This is a genomic window from Undibacterium sp. GrIS 1.8 (genome assembly GCF_040544445.1).
GTDB lineage: Bacteria > Pseudomonadota > Gammaproteobacteria > Burkholderiales > Burkholderiaceae_D > Undibacterium.
In genome coordinates this window covers 44,599-69,850 of record NZ_JBEONQ010000022.1, presented here as the reverse complement: position 1 = coordinate 69,850, position 25,252 = coordinate 44,599, and the positions used below count along the sequence as shown (strand labels likewise).

28 protein-coding genes are annotated in these 25,252 nt (G+C 45.3%); 11 read left to right on the top strand and 17 right to left on the bottom strand.

Annotated elements, in window-relative coordinates; genetic code table 11:
• The first annotated feature begins 83 nt into the window (after positions 1 to 83).
• Entirely contained in the window at positions 84 to 1,175 is a 1,092-nt protein-coding gene (ychF, locus tag AAKU64_RS12270; protein ID WP_322121013.1) for a redox-regulated ATPase YchF, read from the top strand.
• A 228-nt stretch (positions 1,176 to 1,403) separates the two neighbouring features.
• On the opposite strand, the gene AAKU64_RS12265 is transcribed toward ychF, so the two are convergent.
• Positions 1,404 to 2,129 (bottom strand): SDR family NAD(P)-dependent oxidoreductase, encoded by a 726-nt coding sequence (locus AAKU64_RS12265; protein WP_354329008.1) that lies wholly within the window; start codon positions 2,127 to 2,129, stop codon positions 1,404 to 1,406.
• A 352-nt stretch (positions 2,130 to 2,481) separates the two neighbouring features.
• On the opposite strand from AAKU64_RS12265, the gene AAKU64_RS12260 reads away from it, so the two are divergent.
• Both AAKU64_RS12260 and AAKU64_RS12255 read left to right on the top strand, forming a co-directional pair.
• A complete protein-coding gene (locus tag AAKU64_RS12260; protein ID WP_354329006.1) occupies positions 2,482 to 3,621 on the top strand; it encodes a phosphatase domain-containing putative toxin in 1,140 nt (379 codons plus the stop codon).
• Complete coding sequence (locus tag AAKU64_RS12255) at positions 3,618 to 4,244, top strand: CDP-alcohol phosphatidyltransferase family protein (RefSeq protein WP_354329004.1); 627 nt, start codon at positions 3,618 to 3,620, stop codon at positions 4,242 to 4,244. The genes AAKU64_RS12260 and AAKU64_RS12255 overlap by 4 nt, the downstream gene beginning before the upstream one ends.
• On the opposite strand, the gene AAKU64_RS12250 is transcribed toward AAKU64_RS12255, so the two are convergent.
• From AAKU64_RS12250 to AAKU64_RS12240, 3 genes are all read right to left on the bottom strand, one after another.
• Positions 4,186 to 5,988 (bottom strand): bifunctional alpha/beta hydrolase/class I SAM-dependent methyltransferase, encoded by a 1,803-nt coding sequence (locus tag AAKU64_RS12250; RefSeq protein WP_354362190.1) that lies wholly within the window; start codon positions 5,986 to 5,988, stop codon positions 4,186 to 4,188. The genes AAKU64_RS12255 and AAKU64_RS12250 overlap by 59 nt on opposite strands.
• A gap of 3 nt (positions 5,989 to 5,991) precedes the next feature.
• The gene (locus AAKU64_RS12245) at positions 5,992 to 6,897 is read right to left on the bottom strand and encodes a phosphatidate cytidylyltransferase (protein ID WP_354329000.1); all 906 of its coding nucleotides are present in this window, start codon (positions 6,895 to 6,897) and stop codon (positions 5,992 to 5,994) included.
• Between the two features lie 317 nt (positions 6,898 to 7,214).
• Positions 7,215 to 7,865, bottom strand: coding sequence for a cysteine hydrolase family protein (locus AAKU64_RS12240; RefSeq protein WP_354362189.1), 651 nt, complete (start codon positions 7,863 to 7,865; stop codon positions 7,215 to 7,217).
• 170 nt (positions 7,866 to 8,035) lie between these two features.
• Between AAKU64_RS12240 and AAKU64_RS12235 the strand changes: the two genes are divergently transcribed.
• The 3 genes from AAKU64_RS12235 (at position 8,036) to AAKU64_RS12225 (ending at position 11,376) form a co-directional block, all read left to right on the top strand.
• Positions 8,036 to 9,007 (top strand): GlxA family transcriptional regulator, encoded by a 972-nt coding sequence (locus tag AAKU64_RS12235; protein WP_354328996.1) that lies wholly within the window; start codon positions 8,036 to 8,038, stop codon positions 9,005 to 9,007.
• 288 nt (positions 9,008 to 9,295) lie between these two features.
• Entirely contained in the window at positions 9,296 to 10,171 is an 876-nt protein-coding gene (locus AAKU64_RS12230) for an MOSC domain-containing protein (protein ID WP_354328994.1), read from the top strand.
• A gap of 44 nt (positions 10,172 to 10,215) precedes the next feature.
• Positions 10,216 to 11,376: a DUF484 family protein gene (locus AAKU64_RS12225; RefSeq protein ID WP_354328992.1), complete on the top strand. Its 1,161-nt coding sequence runs from the start codon at positions 10,216 to 10,218 to the stop codon at positions 11,374 to 11,376.
• A 96-nt stretch (positions 11,377 to 11,472) separates the two neighbouring features.
• Here the strand turns inward: AAKU64_RS12225 and AAKU64_RS12220 are convergent, their stop codons facing one another.
• Genes AAKU64_RS12220 through rsmD form a run of 3 tightly spaced genes read right to left on the bottom strand, consistent with a single transcriptional unit; the run spans position 11,473 to position 13,035 of the window.
• On the bottom strand, positions 11,473 to 11,733 hold the full coding sequence (locus tag AAKU64_RS12220) for a YfhL family 4Fe-4S dicluster ferredoxin (protein ID WP_322121008.1): 261 nt from the start codon (positions 11,731 to 11,733) through the stop codon (positions 11,473 to 11,475).
• Between the two features lie 43 nt (positions 11,734 to 11,776).
• Positions 11,777 to 12,322, bottom strand: a complete 546-nt coding sequence (gene coaD / locus AAKU64_RS12215) for a pantetheine-phosphate adenylyltransferase (RefSeq protein WP_322121007.1) — start codon at positions 12,320 to 12,322, stop codon at positions 11,777 to 11,779.
• Positions 12,323 to 12,366: 44 nt separating this feature from the next.
• Positions 12,367 to 13,035, bottom strand: a complete 669-nt coding sequence (gene rsmD, locus AAKU64_RS12210) for a 16S rRNA (guanine(966)-N(2))-methyltransferase RsmD (protein WP_354328990.1) — start codon at positions 13,033 to 13,035, stop codon at positions 12,367 to 12,369.
• A gap of 485 nt (positions 13,036 to 13,520) precedes the next feature.
• On the opposite strand from rsmD, the gene ftsY reads away from it, so the two are divergent.
• From ftsY to rpoH, 4 genes are all read left to right on the top strand, one after another.
• The gene (ftsY, locus tag AAKU64_RS12205) at positions 13,521 to 14,573 is read left to right on the top strand and encodes a signal recognition particle-docking protein FtsY (protein WP_354328988.1); all 1,053 of its coding nucleotides are present in this window, start codon (positions 13,521 to 13,523) and stop codon (positions 14,571 to 14,573) included.
• Positions 14,574 to 14,631: 58 nt separating this feature from the next.
• Positions 14,632 to 15,309 carry a cell division ATP-binding protein FtsE gene (locus tag AAKU64_RS12200; protein ID WP_354362188.1) on the top strand — a complete coding sequence of 226 codons (678 nt, stop codon included), beginning with the start codon at positions 14,632 to 14,634 and terminating at the stop codon, positions 15,307 to 15,309.
• A gap of 53 nt (positions 15,310 to 15,362) precedes the next feature.
• Positions 15,363 to 16,277: a cell division protein FtsX gene (locus tag AAKU64_RS12195; RefSeq protein WP_322121003.1), complete on the top strand. Its 915-nt coding sequence runs from the start codon at positions 15,363 to 15,365 to the stop codon at positions 16,275 to 16,277.
• Between the two features lie 230 nt (positions 16,278 to 16,507).
• A complete protein-coding gene (rpoH, locus tag AAKU64_RS12190; RefSeq protein WP_322121002.1) occupies positions 16,508 to 17,404 on the top strand; it encodes an RNA polymerase sigma factor RpoH in 897 nt (298 codons plus the stop codon).
• A 103-nt stretch (positions 17,405 to 17,507) separates the two neighbouring features.
• Here the strand turns inward: rpoH and AAKU64_RS12185 are convergent, their stop codons facing one another.
• Genes AAKU64_RS12185 through AAKU64_RS12165 form a run of 5 tightly spaced genes read right to left on the bottom strand, consistent with a single transcriptional unit; the run spans position 17,508 to position 21,415 of the window.
• The gene (locus AAKU64_RS12185) at positions 17,508 to 18,089 is read right to left on the bottom strand and encodes an SCO family protein (RefSeq protein ID WP_503012566.1); all 582 of its coding nucleotides are present in this window, start codon (positions 18,087 to 18,089) and stop codon (positions 17,508 to 17,510) included.
• Positions 18,086 to 18,970 (bottom strand): heme o synthase, encoded by an 885-nt coding sequence (gene cyoE / locus AAKU64_RS12180; protein ID WP_322121000.1) that lies wholly within the window; start codon positions 18,968 to 18,970, stop codon positions 18,086 to 18,088. The genes AAKU64_RS12185 and cyoE overlap by 4 nt, the downstream gene beginning before the upstream one ends.
• Positions 18,971 to 19,027: 57 nt before the next feature.
• Complete coding sequence (locus AAKU64_RS12175; RefSeq protein ID WP_354328983.1) at positions 19,028 to 20,119, bottom strand: COX15/CtaA family protein; 1,092 nt, start codon at positions 20,117 to 20,119, stop codon at positions 19,028 to 19,030.
• An 8-nt stretch (positions 20,120 to 20,127) separates the two neighbouring features.
• Entirely contained in the window at positions 20,128 to 20,718 is a 591-nt protein-coding gene (locus AAKU64_RS12170) for an SCO family protein (protein ID WP_503012565.1), read from the bottom strand.
• Complete coding sequence (locus tag AAKU64_RS12165) at positions 20,702 to 21,415, bottom strand: SURF1 family protein (protein ID WP_354328981.1); 714 nt, start codon at positions 21,413 to 21,415, stop codon at positions 20,702 to 20,704. Before AAKU64_RS12165 ends, AAKU64_RS12170 begins: the two co-directional genes overlap by 17 nt.
• A 62-nt stretch (positions 21,416 to 21,477) precedes the next feature.
• On the opposite strand from AAKU64_RS12165, the gene AAKU64_RS12160 reads away from it, so the two are divergent.
• The gene (locus AAKU64_RS12160) at positions 21,478 to 21,678 is read left to right on the top strand and encodes a twin transmembrane helix small protein (protein WP_322120997.1); all 201 of its coding nucleotides are present in this window, start codon (positions 21,478 to 21,480) and stop codon (positions 21,676 to 21,678) included.
• Between the two features lie 85 nt (positions 21,679 to 21,763).
• Here AAKU64_RS12160 and AAKU64_RS12155 read toward each other — a convergent pair whose 3' ends face one another.
• Genes AAKU64_RS12155 through ctaD form a run of 5 tightly spaced genes read right to left on the bottom strand, consistent with a single transcriptional unit; the run spans position 21,764 to position 25,226 of the window.
• The gene (locus AAKU64_RS12155; protein ID WP_322120996.1) at positions 21,764 to 22,624 is read right to left on the bottom strand and encodes a cytochrome c oxidase subunit 3; all 861 of its coding nucleotides are present in this window, start codon (positions 22,622 to 22,624) and stop codon (positions 21,764 to 21,766) included.
• Positions 22,625 to 22,664: 40 nt separating this feature from the next.
• Positions 22,665 to 22,880: a DUF2970 domain-containing protein gene (locus AAKU64_RS12150; RefSeq protein WP_354328979.1), complete on the bottom strand. Its 216-nt coding sequence runs from the start codon at positions 22,878 to 22,880 to the stop codon at positions 22,665 to 22,667.
• 2 nt (positions 22,881 to 22,882) lie between these two features.
• The gene (locus AAKU64_RS12145; protein WP_354328977.1) at positions 22,883 to 23,473 is read right to left on the bottom strand and encodes a cytochrome c oxidase assembly protein; all 591 of its coding nucleotides are present in this window, start codon (positions 23,471 to 23,473) and stop codon (positions 22,883 to 22,885) included.
• A gap of 9 nt (positions 23,474 to 23,482) precedes the next feature.
• The gene (locus tag AAKU64_RS12140; RefSeq protein WP_322121675.1) at positions 23,483 to 23,590 is read right to left on the bottom strand and encodes a cytochrome oxidase small assembly protein; all 108 of its coding nucleotides are present in this window, start codon (positions 23,588 to 23,590) and stop codon (positions 23,483 to 23,485) included.
• A 37-nt stretch (positions 23,591 to 23,627) separates the two neighbouring features.
• Complete coding sequence (gene ctaD / locus AAKU64_RS12135; RefSeq protein ID WP_354328975.1) at positions 23,628 to 25,226, bottom strand: cytochrome c oxidase subunit I; 1,599 nt, start codon at positions 25,224 to 25,226, stop codon at positions 23,628 to 23,630.
• Between the last annotated feature and the right edge of the window lie 26 nt (positions 25,227 to 25,252).

Below are 25,252 nucleotides of genomic sequence, written 5' to 3'. Positions count from 1 at the left end.
GCGTCAAAACCGCCTGAATAAGCCGATGTTCCGGTAAAATAGCGGGCTAATCTAATCACATCTCACCTCTTCGGTAAAATATCATGAGTCTCAAATGCGGCATCGTCGGCCTGCCTAACGTCGGCAAATCTACTCTTTTTAATGCACTGACCAAAGCAGGCATCCCGGCAGAAAACTATCCTTTCTGCACGATCGAACCCAACGTCGGCATGGTAGAGGTACCCGATCCGCGTCTGGCGCAATTAGCCGCCATCGTTAAACCAGAACGTATCCAAAACGCGATTGTTGAGTTTGTCGATATCGCTGGCCTGGTTGCCGGTGCCTCTAAAGGCGAAGGCTTGGGTAATCAGTTCCTCGCCCACATCCGCGAAACCGATGCTATCGTCAACGTCGTGCGCTGCTTTGTAGATGACAATGTGATCCACGTCGCAGGCAAGGTCAGCCCGCTAGACGATATCGAAGTCATCCAGACTGAATTGGCATTGGCCGATATGAGTTCGGTAGAAAAAGCCATCCACCGCGAAAACAAAAAAGCCCGCTCCGGCGACAAAGACGCCGCCAAACTGGTCGCTATATTAGAGCGCATCATGCCCGCGCTGAACGACGCCAAACCAGTGCGCGCATTAGGCCTAGATGCAGAAGAAATGCTGTTAATCAAGCCACTTTGCCTGATCACTGCTAAGCCAGCGATGTACGTCGCTAACGTATCCGATACCGGTTTTAAAGACAATCCCTTACTGGATCAACTGACTGCCTACGCCCAATCACAAAACGCACCTATCGTCGCCATTTGTGCATCGATCGAAGCAGAAATTGCCGATCTGGATGACGCCGATAAAACCGATTTCTTAAACGATATGGGGATGGAAGAACCGGGCCTGGATCGCCTGATCCGTGCCGCATTCAAATTGCTGGGTCTGCAAACTTATTTCACCGCTGGCGTCAAAGAAGTACGCGCCTGGACCATCCACGTCGGCGACACCGCACCACAAGCCGCAGGCGTGATCCACACCGATTTCGAACGCGGCTTTATCCGCGCACAAACTATTGCGTTTGATGACTTCATCAACTTTAAAGGTGAAGCTGGCGCAAAAGACGCAGGCAAGATGCGCGCTGAAGGTAAGGAATATGTGGTTAAGGATGGTGATGTGCTGAACTTCTTGTTTAACGTCTAAATTGCTATGCTTGTTTCAGGTGACTTCATGAAATTAAGATAAATCCAAAGAAATCTGAAAATCATAATGAAAGCCGCGATAATTCGCGGCTTTTTTATTGCATGATATTTCATATAATGTCATAAGCATCCACAAAAAGATCGAATACAAAAATGAGTAAAAATTTCAATTCAACAGTCTCGTGCTCCGAGGAATAACACCATTACTTTTCGTTGAGCGACCAAAAAACTATCGTCTTAAATTAAGCAGGCGTTTGGGTAAAAAATTACAAAACCTAATTAGCCAGCGCATTTGCCATGGGAATACACAGATCGCCCGGCGCAACTGTATTGCATTAACGATGCGCTCTACAGCTTGCTTTTCTGACAAAACAAATGGTTTTCTGCTTGCATCGCCATTATTTAATTCTCGCAATTTGGCTGTGTTCACATAGCCAGGGACGATTGCAGTAACTGCAATTGAAAATGGTGCTAATGCGATTCGATACGTATCGCAAAGACTTAATACAGACCGTTTGCTGGCGCTATACAAAGATGCCCCGGGATAGTCTTTTAATAGCCCGGCGACTGACGAAATACCGACCAAATGTCCAGATTGTTGTAATAACATTTTTTTTGCTGCTAGCTCAAATGCGTGACTTAAACCGGACACGTTTGTTTGCAACATTCTCAAGGTCGTAGCAGCATCCAATTCTTGATGTCTAGTGTTGAAATAAAATCCGGCCGCCACTATCAGCATATCCAGTCTGCCATCACCAAAATCATCGATTGCATTTTCAATCGCCACCATATCTGCAATATCCAACTGATAGCATTTCAGTTTTAAATACGAGGTCTGCTGTGTCATTTTGTCTAAATCACGTCCGCAGATGGCTACTTCATACCCCGTTTGCAGATAGTATTCTGCCAAAGCCCAACCGATACCACTGGTCGCACCGATAATCATTAGCTTCATGTCTTTTCCCGATATCTTTCGTCGAATCATTTAATTCATGCAATATTTATACTAATCATTGTGCGCTGATCGTTTTAATTTAGAACCCTTGGTCGATTGGCGTGTTGATTTAAATGTGATCGCATGAAAAGATAATTTTTTGAAAAATTTGTGACAGCCTTTTTGCCAGACACGAAATAGTTAATTGCTTAAAAAATTGCCCGTAAATGCATATTTAATGTATGACTCTATCGCCGTCTGCCCTAGTATTAGAATCAACGAACAACAATAAATCAAATAAGGTTTTCAATTGATAGCAACGCTAAAATCCGCAACACGGTCACAAAGATGGTGTCATTTTCTAGCGAATGCATTGGCATTTTTACTTTGCTATCAAGCTAGTAATTTTTATGCCTATCAAGAAAATATTTCCCGCAATATCAAAATTTCATTTGAGACAAACATTCCATTTTTGGAATGGATGATCATCCCTTATTTAAGTTCTGGTATATTTTTTCTATGGAGTTTTGTACAAGTAAAAACGATTGGTGAACTACGCTTATTAAGTCAACGTCTTCAACTCACTACTATATGTGCGACTTTTTTTTTCGTCTTTTACCCACTACGATTTGGCTTCACCAAACCCGAAATAACGTCGCCGCACTTCGCATTTTTATTCCATTTTTTGTCGCTCGTCGATAAACCTTACAATCAACTGCCGTCATTGCATGTTGCCTACTGTCTTATTTTTTGGCATTCGTTACAGAGCAGCTACAAATATACAGTTCATCAATTTTTGTTGGCAGCTTGTCTCTTCTTGGTAGCAGTTTCAACAGTTTTCATTTATCAACACCATATATTAGATTTGCTTGGCGGATTGTTCCTTGCGCTAATAGTGCTACGAGTAATAAAAGGAAATAGTGCCGAAACACCTGTTGCCTTTTATTATGCGATGGCAGCATGCATAGTATTTTTGATCGGAGTAGTGATCGGTCGCAACTGGATTGCGCTCTACCTATGTCTGAGTTTGCTTTTAGTTGGCACAGCCTATTTCCGCAGAAATCGTTTTTTCCTACGCAAAAAAAATGGGCGGCATCCATTGGTAACCTGGTTGCTGTACGCCCCTTACCTTATTGGTTACCGGCTTACTTGGTTGGCAGTACAGTATATTGAGCGAAAAAACCCCGCTTTTATTCAGTTCTCTGACCAGTTGTGGATTGGCCGTCGTTTAAATCAAAAGCAAGCCGACTTATTACCAAATATTTTTAGTGTGGTAGATCTCTCTCCGGAACTAAGTGAAACGAATAGCTTGCGCCGGCTGAATTACTTACATTTTCCGTTATTGGATTTAATGATTCCTGAATCGAAAGTGATCGAAGACATCACTAAAATTATCAATAGCGAAATTGCGCAAGGTCACTCCGTTTACTTACATTGCGCTATGGGCTATAGCCGATGTATATTTTTGGCCAATAGTATGATCTCCGAGTCAAATCTAAAAAGGCAACAATGAAACTCTCGATTTATCAACTCAAGCCACAATTTCAACGCCTTCTCGCGCCATTTTTAAAAACTTTGATAAATCGACGTATCTCACCGAATCAAATAACTCTTTTGACAATGAGCCTATCCGTTTTGTTCGGTATGTCACTAGTAATTTTTCCAAATAATCCTGCTTTGTGGATTGCATTTCCCTTCTTTATGCTACTTCGTATGGCGCTTAACGCAATAGATGGAATGCTCGCAAACGTAAGCGGACAAAAAACTGCACTAGGTGCATTGCTAAACGAAATTTGCGATCAGGTTTCTGACGTAGCGCTGTATCTGCCGTTTGCTTTACTGTTTGGAATGTTTGCACCTTTGGTAATTTTAGTCGTCGTCGCCGCGTTGCTAACTGAATTCGCGGGCGTCATCGCGGTTCTCATAGGACAACCCCGTAGATTTGACGGGCCAATGGGGAAAAGCGATCGCGCATTTTGCTTTAGCTTAATTGCAGTTTTCATAGATATCAAACTAGCGCCAATCTGGATAAACAGTTTATTAAGTATCGTACTATTTTTGCTGATCGTGACAATTTTTAACCGTTTGCAACAGGCACTTCAACAACACCGTCAAACCGTGCAACTGATACCGTAAAAATTCCAGCAATACCGATTTGTGTTTGAATTTTTCGACAACCGATTCCCGCGACTAAGGAATCCATTTCAATCTGAGGACGTGGACGCATGATCCAAGGGGAGCCTTTATGATTTTTCAACGTTTTGGCAATCATCAATAATTGCGGATGCCAAGGCTGCCCGGTATAGATGACATGACCTCCAACTCTCAATTGTTTTTGGATGCCTTGCAAAGATTTTATGATCAATGCATTTTCACTGAACAGCTCATATAAACCTGAGATAATCACAATGTCATACTGCTCTTCCGGTGTTACATAACTATCAGGAGAAAATGCATCTCGACATTGGTATTCAATTGGTGTGTTTAATTGTAAATCGGTGGCCAGTTGCTTGGCATTTTCTAAATTTTCCGGCAAGAAATCACGTAAAGTGACTTCAATATTTCTACCTTGAAAACGCTTTATGGTTTCTAGTACATAACGGCCACTGCCAGCAGCAATATCAACAATACGTAAGGGTCTGTCTTTAGAGTGCTGATCAATTAAAGTCGACAATAACTGCTGCATATGTACTTTTCTTTGCCGGATACCGCGCCAGCCTATTGCATCTAAATATCCGCGATCGATAGACTTACCTAACAATAGCTTACCTTTCGCTTGGTTTCGGTATACGTAATCCAAAGATGCGCCTGAGTCAAAACCATGCTCTAACCCAATCTTCATCCCATCACTCAACGGCCCCATAAAACCCAACATGAAACGTTGAATATCATAAAAACCTCTGGAAAAAAAATTGCCTAACTTACCCCTTCGTAAAGCCTGATATTCTTGAGCACTTGCACTCAAAGTGTCAGCTCCAGCGTAGTGTCCAACCTGTACTGGGACACGAGCGAAACAATCATCAATAAATTGACGAGATGCATCAATTGCTTGTCGCACTTGCTGTTCGTAAAATATTGCATGGAAACAATCTTTGATGACCACATAACGTTTTAGTTGTGAGGACAAACGTTCAAAAAATTGCAGCTGCGGCGTCTGCTCTACCACATAGTCTTTATCAGCTACCAACATAAGTATTGGTACATCAATTGCTGTAGCACTAAGCACGATACGCTTTGCAGTATCGGCCAAGCCTAGTAAAACACGTGCTGATATAGTTTTTGCGATCAGTGGATCTTGATCATAGTTATCAGCCTGTTTTCGTGAGTGAGTAAGCATTGACGAGCGAATGTAACTTGTGACGAACAAATCTGGCCTGAAACAGGTAGCGAAACGCAAACCAGCTTTTGCAAAAGGTACGTACAGTTTGATTTTAAATGCGGCTGCGGCCATGATCACTCCGCGCACTCGAGGAGCATAGTCGTGCAACCAAGTAGCAGCAATTACGGCTCCTACGCTATTTGCTACGATTAACATGTTCTCTGGCGCTATCTGATAAGTTTCCTGGATATGCAAGATAAAAGCATTGAAATCTTGAACCAAGATTTCAAAGCTTGGTGCATCACCTCGTTCGCCAGGCGAATACCCATGGCCACGCGCATCCCAAGCAAAAGCCCAGTCTCGTTGGCAACCGAATTGCTCTACCAACTCCTTAATCCGCCCAGAATGCTCATGACCTCTATGCAAAAATATCAATGCCCTTTGCTCACCTTCTGTTCGTGTGATCTTAGGTTGCCAATAGCGATAAAAAATACGCGTTTGATCGACACTATTAAATCCTGACTCTTCATTGATCCAAGAGTACATAGACGTTATTGTCATTTTTTAAGATCCAGTATAAGAAATGTGATTTACAAAATAAAGTAAAGGAGCAGTAACGACCAAACTATCGACTCGGTCCAAAATTCCACCATGCCCAGGGATCAATTGTGAGAAATCTTTAATGCCAAGAAATCGTTTTGCTGCAGAAAACATAAGATCACCAGCGAATCCACCAATAGAGAGTAGCAACCCGACGACAAGCAGATACTCAACAGTTGCAAGATGTAAATAGCTTCCCAATAAAGCGGAAACAATCAAACTTACCATTACGCCTCCTGCTAATCCTTGCCATGTTTTATTTGGGCTGATGCGACTAGCGATTTTTTGCTTACCAAAACTTTTACCGATTACAAATTGAGCCACATCGTTAAGTGCGGTCATTGTTAACAAGTAGAATAACCATGTCAGATTGACACGCTCGTCAAAATGTAACTGCTGGAGACGAATCAGAAAGCTAACCCCATAACAATTAACCAAAAACATTAGTAACAATAATTGATTAGCCGTACGTCGAAACCAAAAAAATAAAAAATGAACCAAGAGCAGTATTGGTATTTGAAGAAATACGTTATCCGAAGAAAAGTAACTCGAACTAATTATTAAGGTAAAACCACCAACATAAGCAAACAAAAAATATTTTTTCTGCCCGTTATGATGAGAAATAAGTTCGCGAAACGCCAAGCAACAAATTACCAATATTAATAATAGAGGTGCATAAGGATAGAATAATAAACTTATGGAAATAACTGGAAAAATTCTCCACCATGAAAAGACTTGGTCGCGCAAATGACTGGCAGGAGATGATTGAGTTTTGAGTGCGATGCCTATAGAGCAGATACTCAATCCTAAATATAATAAAACCATAGCCTTCCATATTGAATGGCCGCCAATTAAACTTGTACCTAACATCTATATTTATTTTCCCTATGAGTTACTAAATATCAAGACTAAAAATTTCTCAACCCTTGTAAGAATTTCAAATGTTTAAAAATTAATAATTATATTATCTAAAATATATTTAGCCCAAGAGAATTTTTATTCTCTCGCAAGACAATAAAATTTGGTGGTTCTCTTTTGGCTTTAATGTAAGCACTATTCCAGCTATTCTCGCCCTCAGTGCTGAGAGCTCTAAAAAAGCGTTGCTTGTACAAACAAGTGACGCTTTTTTATTCACGTCATTCGCCTTACGTTAGCGCTTTATTAGCGCTTTGCAAGCCCGATACAACTCAAGCAGATGGATGCGCCCGCCCGGCCAAGTGCGACACCAACACGTTACTCTTCTCCAGCACACCGCCTACATTGATTACCTTGATCCATTCTGCAGTGCTGGTCACTGCGCCGAAGTTAGATTGGAATACGACATTGAAAGCGCGGTGGATTTCTTCTGCGCTGGCGTATCCTGCGCTGTTTTCGTAGGGTAAAGCGCCGGTCGCGTCGGACAAAATTTCGACTTGATAAGCATCATGTGCCGCTTGATAAATGGTGCTGGCATTGCAGTTGTGCGTCATGTAACCAACGATCGTCAGGGTATCAATTTGATTTTTTTCCAGCCATTGTTTGGCATCCGTACCGACAAAAATACTGGCCATGGACTTTTCGATCAAATGATCATGAGGGCGACTTTTGACCGTTGCATGTAACTCCCAATTGGCAGAGTCGCGCGCAAAGATGGGGGAGTTTTCGGGCGCGGAATGTTGTACTACCAAAATCGGGATACCTGCCGCCTTGGCTGCGTCCATCGCAAGACCAATATGATGCAGGGACATTTGCGGATCTGGATATTCGATCCGCATGTTGCCCGTAAAATATTCGTTCTGTACATCGGTCACTATCAATGCGCGCTTCGGTGTGGTCGGAATGGATATGGGCGTAGTCATAATAAAGCTCTCCGGATAAAGTGATATGGCAAACAGCGATTGCGTTTGTGCTGTTATTTTCAGACATATCGTCCAGATTAAGAAGTGACCCGATTGCCAATATTCGATACAATCAGGCCATGCTTATTGAAACTCCGATTCAATCCCAGAATCAACTCCCCTCTAATACCGTGACGAATACTGTCACGGTGGTTGTACTGGCATTTGATGGCATTAGTCCGTTTCATTTATCAGTCCCTTGCCTTGTGTTCGGCGAGCAGCATGGCGAATTTAAATTACCTGCGTTTAAGCTGAAAGTGTGTGCCTTCGCGGCGAAGGCTGGCAAGCATGTGGTGACGACAAGTGCTGGTTTTTCGATCAACACGAATCATGGTTTATCTGCCTTAGCACGGGCGGATATGATAGTGATCCCGTCATGGCATACCGATTTGCGACCTGCACCGGCTGCACTGCTGAGTGTTTTGCGTAAAGCGCATCGGGCTGGTGTGCGGATTATTGGTTTATGTCTGGGTGCGTTTGTGGTGGCGGAAGCGGGCTTGCTTGATCAGAGGATGGCAACGACTCATTGGGCAGTTGCGAAAGAATTTTTACAGCGTTTTCCACAAGTACACCTCGATTCCAATGTCTTGTATGTTGACCATGGGGATGTGATTACTTCGGCGGGTACGGCGGCGGGGATTGATTGCTGCTTGCATGTGCTGCGCTCTCAGTATGGTGCGGAGATTGCAGCGCATGTCGCCCGGCGTCTTGTGGTGGCGCCACATCGTCAAGGCGGACAAGCGCAATATATTGAGCAACCTGTGCCTACTCTTGCCAGCGATGACCGTTTATCTAAAGTGCTGGAATGGATGCTACGACATCTTGCGGAGCCACAACATCTGGATCAGCTGGCAGAAAAAGCCTTGATGAGCCGACGCAGTTTTACGCGCCATTTCCAGCAGCTAACTGGGACCACCGTCGGTAAATGGCTGCTCAATCAGCGACTGGCACAGGCGCAACGTCAGCTAGAATCGAGTAAGCGCTCGATTGATGACATCGCGGTGGATACCGGCTTTGGCTCCGCGCTGTTATTGCGACGCTATTTTGCGAGGGAATTTAATCTCTCGCCATCGGCTTACCGGCAAGCGTTTCAAGGTAAGTAACGGGTTAATGTAGTAGCTTAATGTAGCGGGGTATGTGGCTGCTTACGTGGCTGCTCATGTAGCAGGCATTGCGATTGAATTTGTCCGTTCCTTTATCGCGATCAAAACCTATGATTAATAATACCCTCCCACAGTATTATTAATTGTCCAATCGTTACCTGGACAAAGCGGCATATTTTATAAAAATGAGGGGGAGTATATTAAATTTTCCTGTAAAACCTGATTATTCCGACGATGTATCTCCTTATAAATTTTGATATAAATTTTGACTTGTGAGTGTTAACCACCATGCCTACGATTACTGAATTGACGCTGTACCCGATTAAATCTTGCGCTGGTATCCGCTTACGGTCGGCGACGGTCAGCGAGTCTGGCTTATCACAGCAGATCGGCGCAAGCCTGATTCGTGATCGTGAGTGGATGGTGGTTGATCCGGCCGGGCTATTTTTAAGCCAGCGCAGCCACCCTCGCATGGCATTGATACGCCCAACGATAGAGGGCGATCATTTAATGCTGCTTGCGCCTGATATGCCAGCATTGCCAATGGCGCTTAGCCTGGCTGAGCTAGCACCAGCAGTATCTTGGCAAGTACAAGTCTGGGATGATCTGGTCGCTGCTTTTGATTGTGGCGATAAGGCTGCGGCCTGGTTGAGTCAGTTCTTGGGGACCGCTTGTCGCCTGGTGCGTTTTGATCCTACTGGCCGACGTTTAGCCAGCCAAAAATGGACCGGCGATCAGGAGGTCGGCACGCTGTTTTCAGATGGCTTTCCGCTGTTGCTGACCTCTACTGCATCGCTCGATGATCTGAACCAAAAGTTACTCTTGCAAGGTCGTGAGGCGATTCCTATGGATCGCTTCCGCCCGAATATCGTACTTGCTGAGATAGCCGCGTTTGAAGAGGACTATGCGAGTAGTTTGGATCTCACCAATCATGAGCGCCAGATCCAGCTCAAGCCGGTAAAGCCGTGCACTCGTTGCACAATCCCCGCCGTAGATCAAGCCACCGGAGAACCCGGACCTGATCCGGTGGATATTTTGCAAACCTATCGCGCCAATCCTCTGCTGGATGGCGGGATCACATTCGGGATGAACGTAATTGTGACAAAAGGTTGCGGTCAAACACTATATGTTGGTGATGCGTTAGATATTCAGATAGCATTCTAACTACCGAAAATATTGACCCAAGCTGCGCGCAAACGAAAGGCATTATGGAGAAAGTCGCCGTGTCATCTGCCGGACAATCCGATGTGATTGCCGATGTGTTTGCCGATGTGGTTAACCAGCTGCGTGCAGAGAATTTTGCCTTGCGTACTCAATTAGAAAACCTGTTAGAACAAGCGCACCGTAACCAAAATATTATGTCGCGGCATCAGAGCTTCGATTTAAAGCTGATCGGCGCCAGTAGCTTTCGTGAGTTAATCGAAAATATTTTTAGTGCATTGGCCAAGATGTCAGAACTGGATATTGTCACGCTAGGCTTGCTGGACTATCAAAAAAATCTGCAGCAGATCATGCTGGATCTGAAGATCACTTCTGAAGAATTCCCCTCCTTATTTTTTGTACAAAACGAGCTGGATTTGCGCATCCATGGCGAGCAATTGTTCAAACCAGTCTTAGGGATTTATGATCCGGCGACACACGGCAAGATGTTTTCAACCTGTGCGCGCAAACCCAAAAGCGTTGCGGTGGTGCCCTTAATACGGCAACAAAAATTATTAGGCTATCTGAATTTAGGTAGCTTTGAAGAAGCACGGTTTAGCCCTACCATGGCGACCGATTTTATCGAGCATCTGGCCTCCATCATTGCCATCTGTCTTGAGAACGTGATCAATAACGAACGGCTGACACACATAGGCTTAACCGATCCGCTCACCAATGTCAGCAACCGCCGCTATGTAGAACAGCGCATGCTGGAAGAAATCGGGCGCGCCCGTCGTCAGCAATACAGCATTGTCTGCATGTATCTGGATATCGATTTCTTTAAAAAAATTAATGACCGTTACGGCCACCAGGGGGGCGATGATGTCTTGATTGAAGTCAGTAACCGTATCAAGGCAGAACTGCGTCTGAGCGATACCATGGGGCGTTTTGGCGGGGAGGAATTTGTCGCGCTGCTAGTCAATGCCAGCGCGCAAGACGGCCTGATTGTGGCAGAACGGATACGCAAAAGTATTGCAGGTAAAACGTTTGCACTGACCGGTGCCATCGGTACTTGTCAGGCGACGATTTCTATCGGCGTGTCAACGTTGGCTGTCGCCAATAATGAAGGCAAGATTGAGAATGTTGCGCGTGATTTATTACAGGCAGCAGATCAGGCTTTATTCAGAGCGAAGAATCAAGGTCGTAACCGGGTGTGTCAGGCGGATTGATGTTGGGCGCGTGGTAAATGATTGCGAAGTGCTTGCCAGTTGCAAAGTGCTAGGCTTACTACAGTCACTAGCTTGATTAATTCGCGCCAGATAAACTTATGCAGGCTTAAGCCCTGCCTGAAGACGTTCATACTTGGCTTGCAATTGCTCTGGCGTTTCGCGCCAATCGGGATTAAACGGAATGCAGCTTACCGGACACACTTGCTGGCATTGTGGCTCGTTGTAATGCCCTACACATTCCGTACATTTATTCGGATCGATTTCATAAATCTCCGGCCCCATATAAATTGCATCATTGGGGCATTCGGGTTCACATACATCACAATTGATGCAATCGTCCGTAATCAGTAAGGCCATACTTTTACTATCTCCTGCTGCAAGGGCTTGCAGCATCTTGCGATTACACTGAAGTTTTTTTTGCTAACTCGGCTAATTCAGCCAGTTCGATTTGTGCCGCTTTTTCCGCCTGCTCAAGTACTTTAGTTTGCAGCCATTTATCCACCGACGGGAATACAAATTTCGACACATCCCCGCCCAGCATAGCGATCTCGCGCACGATGGTGCCGGAGATAAACTGGTATTGGTCTGATGGCGTCAAAAACAGGGTTTCAACATCCGGCAACAAATAGCGATTCATACCGGCCATTTGAAATTCATATTCAAAATCAGACACAGCCCGCAAGCCACGCACAATCACCCGGGCGTCGTTCTTGCGGACAAAATCTTTGAGTAAACCAGAAAAACTCTCCACCCGGACATTTGGGTAATGCCCCAGCACTTCGTTGGCGATCAGCAGACGCTCATCCAGCGAGAAAAAAGGCTTTTTGTTTTTGCTGTCAGCAACGCCAACAACCAGCGTCTCAAACAAACCGGAGGCGCGACGCACCAGATCTTCGTGACCTCGCGTGAGCGGATCAAAGGTTCCTGGATATACGGCTGTGACCATCTTTACTCCCTGATTTTGTGTCTATGCACCAATTTGAGAAGGCATTATGCCTGAATTTCGGGCATGTCATGTGTCAAGATGTTGCGTTGCAGTATGTGGAAATACACACTCCCTGCCTGATCTGCACGAATCAGTTTCCAATCAATCAACCATTCTGGATACGCCGGATCGGCAGGATCTTCTGGCAAGGCCGCTTCTGCTTCGACATATAACAAGCCACCAGCCGCCAACAACTTGGCGCACAGCGGCACGATCTTGGTTAAAAATCCTTGCGCAAAAGGCGGGTCGAGAAAAATCAAATCAAATTGTTGCTGGCGCGCTACCAGCGACTGCACCACCGTCAAGGCATCGCCACGAACTAAGGCAATTTGCTGCGCGCCCAGTTTTTGCTGGACTTGCTCTAGCTGCTTAAAAGCGGGCGTGTGGTATTCCACCATTGTGACTGCAGCTGCACCGCGACTGGCGGCTTCAAAACCCAGCGCGCCGCTGCCAGCAAACAAATCAAGACAGCGCACGGTTGGCCATCTGCCGTCCAGCAAATGTCCCAGCCAATTGAAAATAGTTTCTCTGACACGATCAGGAGTCGGGCGCAAACCCTCGGCATCAATCACGGGCAACAAAGTCCGCTTCCACTGGCCGCCAATAATACGTACCTGATGCGGAACGCGCTTGGGACCAGCGGGCGTGGTCGGTTTTTTAGGTTTAGCTTTCATGCACGAGAGTCAGGTTGCGCAGTTTTAAGCTGCTTGAAAAAGAAATCAATTTTATTCATGAATTACAAAACCTACTTAAAAATACAAACTATAACAATAGAAGAGAAATCAATATACTCCCCATTTTTTTATGGGAAACAGCTCTATTGTCCAGCGATTGCTTGGACAACTCAAATATACTAGCTACGAGTATCTATCCTACTAATGAAATGCAACCCACATTACGCACCGAGAAGAGCGTTACTACACCAAAAAACTAAGCTTATTTAGCGCTAAGGCTTAACAGCATAAGATAAGGTAAGGTAAGGTAAGGTAAGGTAAGGTAAGGTAAGGTAAGGTAAGCAAAACTCCCTCAAGATCGCCCAAGACCAGCCAATCGACAACAAATTAGCTCTGCGCACCACAAGGCTCGTCAATCTGGCAATAGGGCTCTGTTAGAATGGCTGCATTCTAACCTGTTCGTCTTCTGTCCTATTAAAACCTCGATGTTTAGCTTTTTCAAGAAAAAACCCAAAGAAGAACCTGCTTCGCTGCCAACCACAGTAGCGCTACCCAGCGCAGAAGCAGCCTCATCAACCGCGTCATTAACTGTGCCAGAATCTTTGGCCAGCAGCGATCAAGCCACAGAAGCTGTCAGTGAAAAACGCTCCTGGATCAGTCGTTTAAAAGCAGGACTGTCTAAAACATCGTCCAACCTGACCACGCTATTTGTCGGCGCAAAAATCGACGATGACTTATATGAAGAGTTAGAAACCGCACTACTGACCTCCGACGCCGGCGTAGAAGCAACGCAATTTTTGTTGGATGGTTTGAAGAAAAAGGTCAAGGAAGAAAAATTAACCGAGGCCGAGCAAGTCAGACTCGCCCTCAAGACCTTGCTTTTAGATTTGCTGACACCGCTGCAAAAACCTTTGGAGCTGGGTCGTCATCAACCCTTGGTGATGATGATTAGCGGCGTCAACGGCGCGGGTAAAACGACTACGATCGGCAAACTAGCAAAACATCTGCAGAAAAATCAACAGTCCGTATTACTCGCAGCGGGTGACACTTTCCGTGCAGCGGCACGTGAGCAACTGACGATTTGGGGCGAACGCAACAACGTCACTGTGATTTCGCAAGAATCTGGCGACCCGGCGGCCGTCGCCTTCGATGCAGTCGCATCCGCCCGTGCCAAAGGGATAGACGTTGTGATGGTGGATACAGCAGGTCGTTTACCGACCCAGTTGCACTTGATGGAGGAGCTGAAAAAAATCAAGCGCGTCATCGGCAAAGGCATGGATGGCGCACCGCAAGAAGTCTTATTGATCATTGATGGCAATACCGGACAAAATGCCTTAACTCAGGTAAAAGCATTTGATGATGCACTCACACTGACAGGCTTAGTGATTACCAAGCTCGATGGTACTGCCAAAGGTGGCGTATTAGCAGCGATTGCCAAAACCCGTCCGGTACCGGTTTATTTCATCGGCGTGGGCGAGCAGATTGAAGACTTGCAACCGTTTAATGCTCAGGAATTTGTGGATGCTCTGCTCAATTAATTTCACCAATTTGCATTGATTTGCATTGATTTATTTAGCCAGATCAAGGATGTTGCCGATGATAGAGTTTCAGCAAGTTTCTAAAGAATATTCACGCGACGCCGTCGCTTTGCGCAATATTTCGCTCACCATCAAACCCGGTGAATTGATTTTTTTAGCTGGCCCCTCAGGCGCGGGCAAATCAACGCTGTTGAAGATGATCGCAGGCATTGAACGCCCTAGCAGCGGCACCGTCAGCGTGAACGGACAAGACATCGGCAAGCTAAAGTCAGGCAGCATTCCTTATCTACGCCGCAAACTGGGTCTGATTTTGCAGGACAAAGGCTTGCTGTTAGACCGTAGCGTGCTGGCAAATGTCATGTTGCCGCTGATTGTCGTCAGCGCTTCTGCCAGCGAGGCAGAAACCCGTGCCCGCACTGCCCTGGAAAAAGTAGGCTTAGCAGATAAAGCGGATGCTATGCCCCTGGCCTTGTCAGGCGGCGAGCAACAACGGGTTGCCACTGCCCGCGCAATTGTCAATCGCCCGCAAATCATTCTGGCAGATGAACCTACCGCTTTTCTGGACAGAGACAATGCAAACAAAGTCATCAGTGCGCTCAAAGCCTTCCAGAGTGCCGGCGTGACTTGTATTATCTCTAGTCATGATGAACAGTTTTTAGATCAGGCCAGCCGAGTGATTTATTTAAATCATGGGCAATTGTGTGACTCCTGGCAATCATCCTCTATGGCGGCATAAACTGATCCAATCTCAAGAAACACCTCAAGTCTGAAGCAACAGGAAAAAATTATATGACCGTCTGGTTTCGTCAGCATTTGTTTGGCTTAAAAAGTGCGTTGGCTCATCTACGCGCCAGCCCTGGCAATTTCTTATTTAACGTTCTAGTGGTCGCGATTGCTTTGGCTTTGCCGATTGCCGGATTAACGCTGATCGAAAATATTCGCCCGATTTCAACTCAGCTCTCGATTGAGCCAGAGATCAGTGTATTTTTGACACCAGACACACCACGCGCCGACGCGATAGCATTAGCTCTGCCAATCAAAAAACTACTGAAAGATGCCAATGTCAGTGCCAAACTCACTTTTGTGACCAAGGACAAAGCATTAGCGGCAATGGAAGAAACCTCCAGCCTGGCAGAGGTTTTATCGACTTTGGGCGGCAATCCTCTGCCAGACGCCTATGTGTTATCACTATCCAACTCAGATGCTAACCGGGTAGAGTTTCTGACAGTACAGTTAAAAAGTCTGCCAGGAGTTGATGTGGTTCAAGTTGATTCAGCTTGGGTAAAACGGCTGGCAGCTTTAGTGCAAGTTTTGCAATTATCCTTACTATTTTTGGCGGTTACATTGAGCGTGGTGGTGATCGTGGTGATTTTTAACGCTACGCGTCTGCAAGTGATCTCCCATCAGGCTGAAATTGCAATAGCCCGTCTGCTTGGCGCGACCAATAGCTTTATTCACCGGCCCTATTACTACACAGGCGCGCTACTGGGATTGCTCGCTGGCTGCGCCGCATTGGCATTGATTGCAGTGTCTCTGCGTCCGCTGAATCAGGCAATTGCAGAATTCGCCAAACTCTACGCATCGGAATTCCACTTGGTGCCGCTAGGATTGTTGGCTAGCCTCGCCTTGTTAGCAACTAGTGTGGTGCTCGGGCTGTTTGGTGCTTTTCTATCGGTACGCCGACAACTCGCACGCGCTAGCTAAACCTTAATTCAACAAGACTTAAGCAAAACCGCTGCAACTTTTCTAAGTTTCCCTGCTCTAAATCAATATAGCTATTTCGTATAAGCAATCAAAAATCAATAGCGATCAATTAGCTTAAGCATATAAATTTGGAGTATTAGCACTCAATTCAAGAGAGTGCTAATATAAGGGCTTGAAATGTCTGATTTAGCCCAAAAGTTACGCTAAATAGACGGCAATAAGGAGGAAGAATGAATCAATCATCGACATCTGTGATGCCAACTTCGGATAGCACAGCGCTTGCACTCGGTTTTACTGGCACGCTGGGCAATATCGACGCCTATATCTCGGCAGTCAACCGTCTGCCTATGCTGACGCATGAGCAAGAAATTGATCTTGCCAAACGTCTCACACAAAATAATGATCTGAGTGCCGCACAGCAACTGGTTATGTCGCACTTGCGTCTGGTAGTGTCTATCGCGCGCGGCTATTTAGGTTATGGTTTGCCGCATGCAGACTTGATCCAGGAAGGCAATATCGGCTTGATGAAAGCCGTTAAGCGCTTCGATCCAGATCAAGGTGTGCGCCTGGTGTCTTATGCGATGCATTGGATCAAGGCAGAAATGCATGAATACATCCTGAAAAACTGGCGCTTAGTCAAAGTAGCAACGACTAAAGCACAGCGCAAACTGTTTTTTAATCTGCGCAGCCATAAAGAGGGTTTGGATTCGATGTCGCCAAAACAGGTAGACGCTCTGGCAAAAATTCTGGACGTGAAGCGTGAAGAAGTCATCGAGATGGAAATGCGCTTGTCAGGCCGCGACATTGCTTTGGATGCACCAACCGATGACGAAGATGATAAATTTGCACCTATCGCGTACCTGAAAACGGAATCTGAAGAGCCGACTCGTGTACTAGAGTCACGTCAGCGGGATCGTTTGCAAAGCGAAGGCTTGGAAACAGCATTATCCAAACTAGATGCACGTTCACGTCACATCGTTGAATCTCGTTGGTTAAAAAACGATGACGGCTCAGGCGCAACTTTGCATGAATTAGCTAGCGAATACGGCGTATCAGCAGAACGTATTCGCCAGATTGAAAGTGCAGCATTGAAGAAAATGAAAGGCGCTTTAGCGAGCTTTGCTTAATTAGCTAACGGCACAGAAGGAACAGTAAAAAGGCGCTCAGTTCTGAACTGAGCGCCTTTTTTATTAACAGGACTTACGCAGCTGAGACAGTTTTGCGTAAGTCCTATTGAAGTAATATTTTCAAATCATGGACAATAGCATCGGTGCTTTGCCCATTGCGTACAAATAAACGAATCCGTCCTTCGGGGTCAAACACATACGTACCAGCAGTGTGATCCATGGTGTAAGAACTTGGCGTCGAACCCGGTGCTTTTTGATAAAACACTTTAAATTCTTTTGCTACTTTGGCAGTCGCAGCAGCATCGCCATACAAACCTAAAAACCGGGAATCAAAGTTAGGAACATAAGCAGCAAGCAAGGCTTGCGTGTCGCGTTCAGGGTCGATGGTAACAAACAAGACCTGCACCTTATCGGACGAACTTCCAAGCTGCTTCATGACCGTAGCCATCTCTGCCATCGTGGTAGGGCAAACATCGGGGCACTGGGTATAACCAAAAAATATTGCTACTGCTTTACCTTTAAAGTCAGCCAAAGTGCGGGCTTTGCCATTGTGATCTGTTAGCGCAAAATCTTTGGCGTAGTCTAATCCCGTCAAATCAGTGTTAATAAATTGAGGTGCAGGTTTATCGCAAGCAGACAAACACAACACCAATATAATTCCGATTAAACGCAGCATAGTAGTCATAATTTTATATAGTGATCGACCAATAAAGCCGCAAATAGCAACGATAAATATACGATCGAAAATGTAAAAGTTTTACGTGCTAACGCATCGTCATAGTGACGATAAATACGCCATGCGTACCATAAGAAAATGGCACCCAAAATCACTGCGCTGGCAAGATAGATAAGACCACTCATATGCACAGCGTAAGGCAACATCGTGGTAGCGAATAAAGCAATCGTATAAAGCCAGATATGGAAACGAGTAAATTCTAAACCATGCGTAATCGGCAACATCGGTAAACCTGATTTGGCGTAATCATCGCGACGGTACATCGCCAAAGCCCAGAAATGTGGTGGCGTCCAGACAAAGATAATCAATACCAGCAGCCATGCCTGCATAGGAACATCGTTAGCAATCGCAGCCCAGCCCAGCGCTGGCGGCATCGCACCGGATAATCCGCCAATCACGATATTTTGTGGCGTGGCTGGTTTCAGAATAATCGTATAAATCACGGCATAACCGACGAAGGTAATGAAGGTGAGCCACATCGTCAGCGGATTCACGAGTGCGTACAAAACCCACATACCGAGGCCGCCGATCACGCCAGAAAAAATCAAAATCTGCATCGGGCCGATTTCACCCTGTGCCGATGCGCGGCGAGCGGTACGCGCCATGCGAGAATCTATCTCACGTTCAACCAGACAATTAATGGCGAATGCAGCACCAGCCAACAACCAGATCCCGATCGTGGCCGCGACCACCAAGCGCCAGTCAGGCAAATCAGGCGTCGCCAGAAACATACCGATCACCGCACAAAACACGGCCAATTGCGTCACACGCGGCTTGGTCAAGGCCCAGTACTGGGCGTATCGGTTAGAGGGAATACTAAGTGACGTCATATTGAACTAAAGAGAGAGGACATACACGATGTCAGGCCGATTTCAGGCATATATTACTTAGACGTTTTTCAAATGCCTGGCGCGGTAGTTTAACATGGTCAGCAATAGCAACAGCAGCGCAGCGCCACCGTTATGCAAAACCGCAATAAAAAGCGGCCAGGAAAAATAGACTGTAGATACACCACTCAAAAATTGTATGGCGATCACCAGCAATATCTTTTTCCCCAAGGACGACAAGCCCTTAGTTTTACTGGCTTTATATCCAACCCAAGCAACGACCGCAATCACCAGCAGAGCAAAATTCCTATGCACCCAATGTACAGCAACCAGTGCCTGAAACGGTAAATAATCACCTGCCATGGTTTGGCCTAATTTGCGCCACAGAGAGAATCCGTGGTTAAAATCCATGTCAGGTATTAGCTGTCCATTACACAAAGGGTAATCTTGACAGGCTAGTGCAGCGTAGTTAGTACTAACCCACCCTCCCAAAGCAATTTGCATCACAACGAAAATCAATGCAACAGTTGCTAGCAATATGATTGGGCTCATACTTGCATTAATCACACTGGCATTGCTATCACTCGATACAGCTTGCAAGGCATGGCTTTGTTGTGCATTCAAGTATGCCAGCATAGCGAGCAAGCCCATTGCCAACAACAAATGTGTGGTCACGATAATGGGCTGCAATTTAAGTGTCACCGTCCAGGCGCCAAACGCACCTTGCACGCAAACCATCAAGAATAAAACCGTAGGCAAGAAGACCGAGTTTTTTGTACTTTTACGATGCCACCAGGCGATAATCATCTGAGCCAGAATCAATACACCCACACTCATCGCAAGGTAGCGATGGATCATCTCGATCCAGGCTTTAGTGACCGTTACAGGACCATGCGGCATTGCCGTTTGGGCAGCCTGAATTGCACTATGCGACTGAAATGGATTAGCCTCGCCATAACAACCCGGCCAATCAGGACAACCCAAGCCAGAATCAGTGAGTCTGGTAAACGCCCCAAACATAATCAGATCAAAAGTCAAAAATAAAGTAACAGCGATTAACTTGCGATATTTATTTTGATCGGCTGACACCCAAACCAGACTTAATGGCAAAACCGCTATGAGTAAGCCAGTGATGAGTAATTGTATCCACATAATCTGATCTAACCGATGGCAGAAGCGCGCAATAATTTACTGATGTCTTTTTTTATCTTATTGGGATCAGCATCTTTAGGAAAGCGCATCATCAGATTACCCAGAGGATCAATCATATAAATGTGATCGCTAATTTGTGTATTCGTATCGACAGGCAGCCATTTTTTTAACTTGTCTGCAGATACTTTCAGCATGTGCATTCCATCATATTCGCGGATCAACACCGTATCAATCGGTTGATCATCCGTAATCAACCAAACTCTTTCCATCCTATCCATTTCTTTGCCTTGCGCCAGGCGTAGCTGACGCATGTCGTACATCTTTTTTTGGCATGCAGTAGCACAAGAGCCACTATCAATTTGCAGCATTAACCACTTACCTTTGTAAGCACTCAATTCCTTGAATTCACCGCCCAGCAAGACGCTATCCAACTTTGGAATAGGATAAAGACGAGGATCGAGAATTGCGCCGTAATTAGTCCGACCTTCTGGTTTAATCACAAAATAAAACAAATACGACAGTAGCATTGGTGCAGCACAAACAGCTAAGACCAAAAAAAGTTTCCAGCGACCTGCATGTTGATTATTTATTTTTTCCACGACGATATCCTGTTACTACAAAAAAAATTACTGCCATTAAGGACAGTGCGTACCATTGAAATTCATATGCTCTATGCTTATCCGAACCAGACGATGGTAAAGGCCAATCACGTTGCAAACCGTCATCTGATAATGAAGTTTGTTCTACGACGAACTCTTGTACTTTCCATCCAGTTTTTTTAGCTAAATCTCCAGGGTTCAGGTTTTGAATAATAGCACCCGGCTTCAAATCGCCCATCTGTCCTAGCTGCATGACATGTCCAAAATTTTCCAGCAAAACTCCCTCAATGGTGATCGGCTGGTTTGGGGTGATTAATGGCCTCATACGGGTACGTTCATTTACATCACGAGGTTGCCATCCTCTCCCTACAAGAACATATTTGTCTGTGCCCTGTATTTTAAATGGCATCACTACATAGAATCCTGCGACACCGTGTAGAGGACGATTATCCAAATAAACTGGCCACTCCGCTTCAAACTGACCCGTTAAGCTGACACGTCTATAGCTTGATTCTGGAAGCCTCGCTTCAGATGCACCAAGCACCAAGGGAGGCATCTGCCCACGTTGTTCTAGGACCTGTGCTATCGATTCTTTTTCCAACGCTCTTCTGCTTTGCCATTGCCCCAAGCTCACTCCAAGTATGACCAGAGCGATTGTGATAACCAAGGGAATAAAGCGAAATCTAAACTTGTTCATCTTTCAAATAGCGCATTAAAATTAGGCATTACAATGAGGGTTTATTTAATTGGCAGGACAACATGAAAATTCTCGTCGCAATTGCTTTTTTCCTGATTATCTTTAGCATGGGTTCGGCATTGGTTTTTCTGATGAAAGATAAAGGAAAAAGTAACCGTACGGTAAAAGCATTAGCATTTAGGGTAGGATTTTCGATTAGCTTGTTTTTGTTGATATTACTCGCTAATCATTTTGGATTGATACAACCTACAGGCATTCGCTAGCGATATAGATTGAGACTCACTAACAGATGAGACGTTCAACAAAAAGCCGCACATTGTGCGGCTTTTTGTTAATGTTAAATAAGGACTATAACCAGTACACTACAACATACAAGCCGAGCCACACTACGTCGACAAAATGCCAGTACCATGCAGCACCCTCAAAAGCGAAATGCTGCTCAGGCGTGAAATGACCTTTCAACACGCGGTACAAAACTACCGATAACATAATCGCACCCATCGTTACATGGAAGCCATGAAATCCGGTTAGTAAGAAGAAAGTCGAGCCGTAGATACCTGAAGTGAGTTTCAAATTCAGATCATGGTAAGCCTCGATATATTCGTAAGCTTGGCAACCCATAAAAACTGCACCCAACAAAATCGTAGCAAACAACCAGATTGCAGTTTGCGTTCTGTGTCCTGCACGCAAAGCATGGTGCGAGAGAGTCAGTGTTACACCAGACGTGAGAAGAAGTGCTGTATTAATAGTTGGAATAGGAAACGGCGTCATTGTTTTAAACGCTTCAATAGTTCCTGCCGGACCTGTGTTACCCCAGTGTGCTGCAAAATCTGGCCATAAGACTTTATGATCTAGATCTGCTAACCAAGGCATAGAGATGCTACGGGCATAGAACAGTGCACCAAAGAATGCGCCGAAAAACATCACCTCGGAAAAAATAAACCAGCTCATGCTCCAACGGAAGGAAACATCGATACGAGCGCTGTATTTCCCGCCTTCCGACTCAGCAATTGCATCACCAAACCAATTGTACAAAACAACCAACGTAAGAAAAATACCTGCAAAATTTAAATATGCCCCCCATGTCACACCATTAACCCATGCCGAAGCGCCTAACATGGTCAACAATAAAGACGTGCCGCCAAGAACTGGCCATTTGGACGGACCCGGCACAAAGTAATATGGTGCGTTAGCGTGTTGAGAACTCATTTCCATCTCCCGATACAATTTTTAGACTTAATTTGTTACTTTATTTTGCTACGACACTTTTAACTATTAACACCAGTATCGTTATGAAGATAATCGCTCCAAGTATGCCAGCGAGTATTACGTGAACAGGATTTAATTGGGCTGCATCCTGCTCATAATCAGACTTTTTGCGTATTCCTAAAAACGACCAGCATACTGCTCTCATGGTTGCAAGAAATGAAGCTTTACGCTTACTTGCCAGTTTTAATTCATCCATACTCAACCATTACTTGCAGTCGCGACGGCAGCCGTTTTTGGTTTGCCGCCCACCTCAAAAAATGTGTACGACAAAGTTATTGTCTTCACTTCTTTAGGCAATTCCGGATCGATATAAAACACTACAGGCATTTGTCTTGCTTCGTTTGCCTCTAATGTTTGCTGCTTAAAACAAAAGCATTCCATTTTTTTAAAGTAGGCAGCCGCTTGTTGTGGCGCATAACTAGGAATTGCTTGTGCGTCCATCTTGTATGACTGCTTATTTACTACTTCATACAGAACTTGCGTCATTTCACCCGGATGCACTTTCATGCTAGACACGGTAGGACGAAAACGCCACGGCCCCTGGGTATTTGCATCAAACTCAACAATCACTTCACGAGAACGATCTATCTGCGAATTAGAAATTTCCTTTATGGAAATATCTTTCGGAGTGAGGATATTTACGCCAGTCAATTCACAAATTTGCTTGTAAATGGGTACTAATGCATAACCAAAACCAAACATCAATGCCGCGATCACCAATAACTTACCCAGCATATTGGCGTTCAGTTGCTTGCGACCAAACTTGTCTGGCTTTATCTCATCCGACATTAGCTAGCCTTAGCGGAAAAACGATTGTTTAACGATAACACCAACAAAAAATACTAAGGCAACCGTGAACAGGATCAACCCTGTTCTCGTGTTATTGGCCTTCTTGTTATTACTCATTATTTTAAAGAGCGCGATGAACACGCTCTACTCCAATTTATTTTACGGTTGGTGGTTCTTCAAACGTATGGAAAGGAGCTGGACTTGGAACTGTCCATTCCAGACCTTCTGCGCCATCCCAAGGTTTTGCTAACGCTGGCTTACCACCTTTGATGGAAGGGATAACGACTGCAAACAAGAAATACACTTGCATCAAACCAAACCCAAATGCACCAATCGTAGCGACTTGGTTAAAGTCGGTAAATTGAGCGGGATAGTCTGCGTAACGGCGTGGCATACCTGCCAGACCTAAGAAATGCATAGGGAAGAAGGTGACGTTAAACCAAATCAGCGAACCCCAGAAATGGATCTTGCCACGTAATTCGTTATACATAAAACCGGTCCATTTTGGACTCCAGTAGTAGTAACCAGCAAATAAGGCAAACAGAGAACCCGCAACTAATACGTAGTGGAAATGAGCGACCACATAATAGGTGTCCTGTAACTGGATATCAATTGGCGTTACCGCCAGAATCAGACCCGTAAAACCACCCATCGTGAACACAAAAATAAATCCGATTGCGAACAACATTGGCGTCTCAAACGTCATCGAGCCTCTCCACATCGTCGCAATCCAGTTAAATACTTTGACACCGGTAGGAACAGAGATCAGCATCGTTGCATACATGAAGAACAGCTGCGCAGTCACTGGCATACCTGTTGTAAACATGTGATGCGCCCAAACGATGAAAGACAAAATCGCGATTGACGACGTTGCATAGACCATGGAAGCATAACCAAACAAAGGCTTACGGGCAAATGCGGGAACAATTTGCGAGACGATACCAAACGCAGGGAGAATCATGATGTATACCTCTGGATGTCCGAAGAACCAGAAAATATGTTGATACATCACAGGATCACCGCCACCAGCAGCATTAAAGAAAGAGGTACCAAAATGACGATCAGTCAATGTCATCGTAATCGCACCAGCCAAGACAGGCATTACAGCGATCAGCAAATAAGCTGTAATCAACCAGGTCCAGCAAAACATCGGCATCTTCATCAAAGTCATGCCAGGAGCGCGCATGTTGAGTATCGTCGTGATGATATTAATCGAACCCATGATGGATGAAGCGCCCATGATGTGGATGGCGAAAATCGCCATATCCATACCAGGTCCCATTTGCGTGGACAGCGGTGCATATAATGTCCAGCCGGCAGCAGTTGCACCACCTGGAACCCAGAACGAGCCTAGCAATAACAATGCAGCAGGAGGCATCAACCAGAATGAGAAATTGTTCATGCGGGCAAACGCCATATCAGACGCGCCGATTTGCAGCGGAATCATCCAGTTAGCGAAGCCAACGAAAGCCGGCATAATCGCACCGAACACCATGATCAGACCATGCATGGTCGTCAACTGGTTAAAAAATTCCGGCTGGACTAACTGCAGACCAGGCTGAAATAATTCGCTACGGATAATCAGTGCTAAGACACCGCCAGACAACAACATCGTGAATGCGAACCATAGATACAAATTACCGATATCTTTATGATTGGTCGCAAATAAGTAACGACGCCAGCCATGTGGATGGTCGTGAGCGTGGTCATCATGTGCGTGGTCGTGAGCGTGCGCGACTGTAGTAGAGCTCATCAGTTTCTCCTGTTCTTACTATGCTA

Excerpts from the sequence above, each read along its gene's own strand:
- ychF (WP_322121013.1), top strand. The coding sequence starts at position 84 with ATGAGTCTCAAATGCGGCATCGTCGGCCTGCCTAACGTCGGCAAATCT.
- AAKU64_RS12265 (WP_354329008.1), bottom strand. The coding sequence starts at position 2,129 with ATGAAGCTAATGATTATCGGTGCGACCAGTGGTATCGGTTGGGCTTTG.
- AAKU64_RS12255 (WP_354329004.1), top strand. The coding sequence starts at position 3,618 with ATGAAACTCTCGATTTATCAACTCAAGCCACAATTTCAACGCCTTCTC.
- AAKU64_RS12250 (WP_354362190.1), bottom strand. The coding sequence starts at position 5,988 with ATGACAATAACGTCTATGTACTCTTGGATCAATGAAGAGTCAGGATTT.
- AAKU64_RS12245 (WP_354329000.1), bottom strand. The coding sequence starts at position 6,897 with ATGTTAGGTACAAGTTTAATTGGCGGCCATTCAATATGGAAGGCTATG.
- AAKU64_RS12240 (WP_354362189.1), bottom strand. The coding sequence starts at position 7,865 with ATGACTACGCCCATATCCATTCCGACCACACCGAAGCGCGCATTGATA.
- AAKU64_RS12230 (WP_354328994.1), top strand. The coding sequence starts at position 9,296 with ATGCCTACGATTACTGAATTGACGCTGTACCCGATTAAATCTTGCGCT.
- AAKU64_RS12225 (WP_354328992.1), top strand. The coding sequence starts at position 10,216 with ATGGAGAAAGTCGCCGTGTCATCTGCCGGACAATCCGATGTGATTGCC.
- AAKU64_RS12220 (WP_322121008.1), bottom strand. The coding sequence starts at position 11,733 with ATGGCCTTACTGATTACGGACGATTGCATCAATTGTGATGTATGTGAA.
- coaD (WP_322121007.1), bottom strand. The coding sequence starts at position 12,322 with ATGGTCACAGCCGTATATCCAGGAACCTTTGATCCGCTCACGCGAGGT.
- rsmD (WP_354328990.1), bottom strand. The coding sequence starts at position 13,035 with ATGAAAGCTAAACCTAAAAAACCGACCACGCCCGCTGGTCCCAAGCGC.
- ftsY (WP_354328988.1), top strand. The coding sequence starts at position 13,521 with ATGTTTAGCTTTTTCAAGAAAAAACCCAAAGAAGAACCTGCTTCGCTG.
- AAKU64_RS12200 (WP_354362188.1), top strand. The coding sequence starts at position 14,632 with ATGATAGAGTTTCAGCAAGTTTCTAAAGAATATTCACGCGACGCCGTC.
- AAKU64_RS12195 (WP_322121003.1), top strand. The coding sequence starts at position 15,363 with ATGACCGTCTGGTTTCGTCAGCATTTGTTTGGCTTAAAAAGTGCGTTG.
- rpoH (WP_322121002.1), top strand. The coding sequence starts at position 16,508 with ATGAATCAATCATCGACATCTGTGATGCCAACTTCGGATAGCACAGCG.
- AAKU64_RS12185 (WP_503012566.1), bottom strand. The coding sequence starts at position 18,089 with ATGACTACTATGCTGCGTTTAATCGGAATTATATTGGTGTTGTGTTTG.
- cyoE (WP_322121000.1), bottom strand. The coding sequence starts at position 18,970 with ATGACGTCACTTAGTATTCCCTCTAACCGATACGCCCAGTACTGGGCC.
- AAKU64_RS12175 (WP_354328983.1), bottom strand. The coding sequence starts at position 20,119 with ATGTGGATACAATTACTCATCACTGGCTTACTCATAGCGGTTTTGCCA.
- AAKU64_RS12165 (WP_354328981.1), bottom strand. The coding sequence starts at position 21,415 with ATGAACAAGTTTAGATTTCGCTTTATTCCCTTGGTTATCACAATCGCT.
- AAKU64_RS12160 (WP_322120997.1), top strand. The coding sequence starts at position 21,478 with ATGAAAATTCTCGTCGCAATTGCTTTTTTCCTGATTATCTTTAGCATG.
- AAKU64_RS12155 (WP_322120996.1), bottom strand. The coding sequence starts at position 22,624 with ATGAGTTCTCAACACGCTAACGCACCATATTACTTTGTGCCGGGTCCG.
- AAKU64_RS12150 (WP_354328979.1), bottom strand. The coding sequence starts at position 22,880 with ATGGATGAATTAAAACTGGCAAGTAAGCGTAAAGCTTCATTTCTTGCA.
- AAKU64_RS12145 (WP_354328977.1), bottom strand. The coding sequence starts at position 23,473 with ATGTCGGATGAGATAAAGCCAGACAAGTTTGGTCGCAAGCAACTGAAC.
- AAKU64_RS12140 (WP_322121675.1), bottom strand. The coding sequence starts at position 23,590 with ATGAGTAATAACAAGAAGGCCAATAACACGAGAACAGGGTTGATCCTG.
- ctaD (WP_354328975.1), bottom strand. The coding sequence starts at position 25,226 with ATGAGCTCTACTACAGTCGCGCACGCTCACGACCACGCACATGATGAC.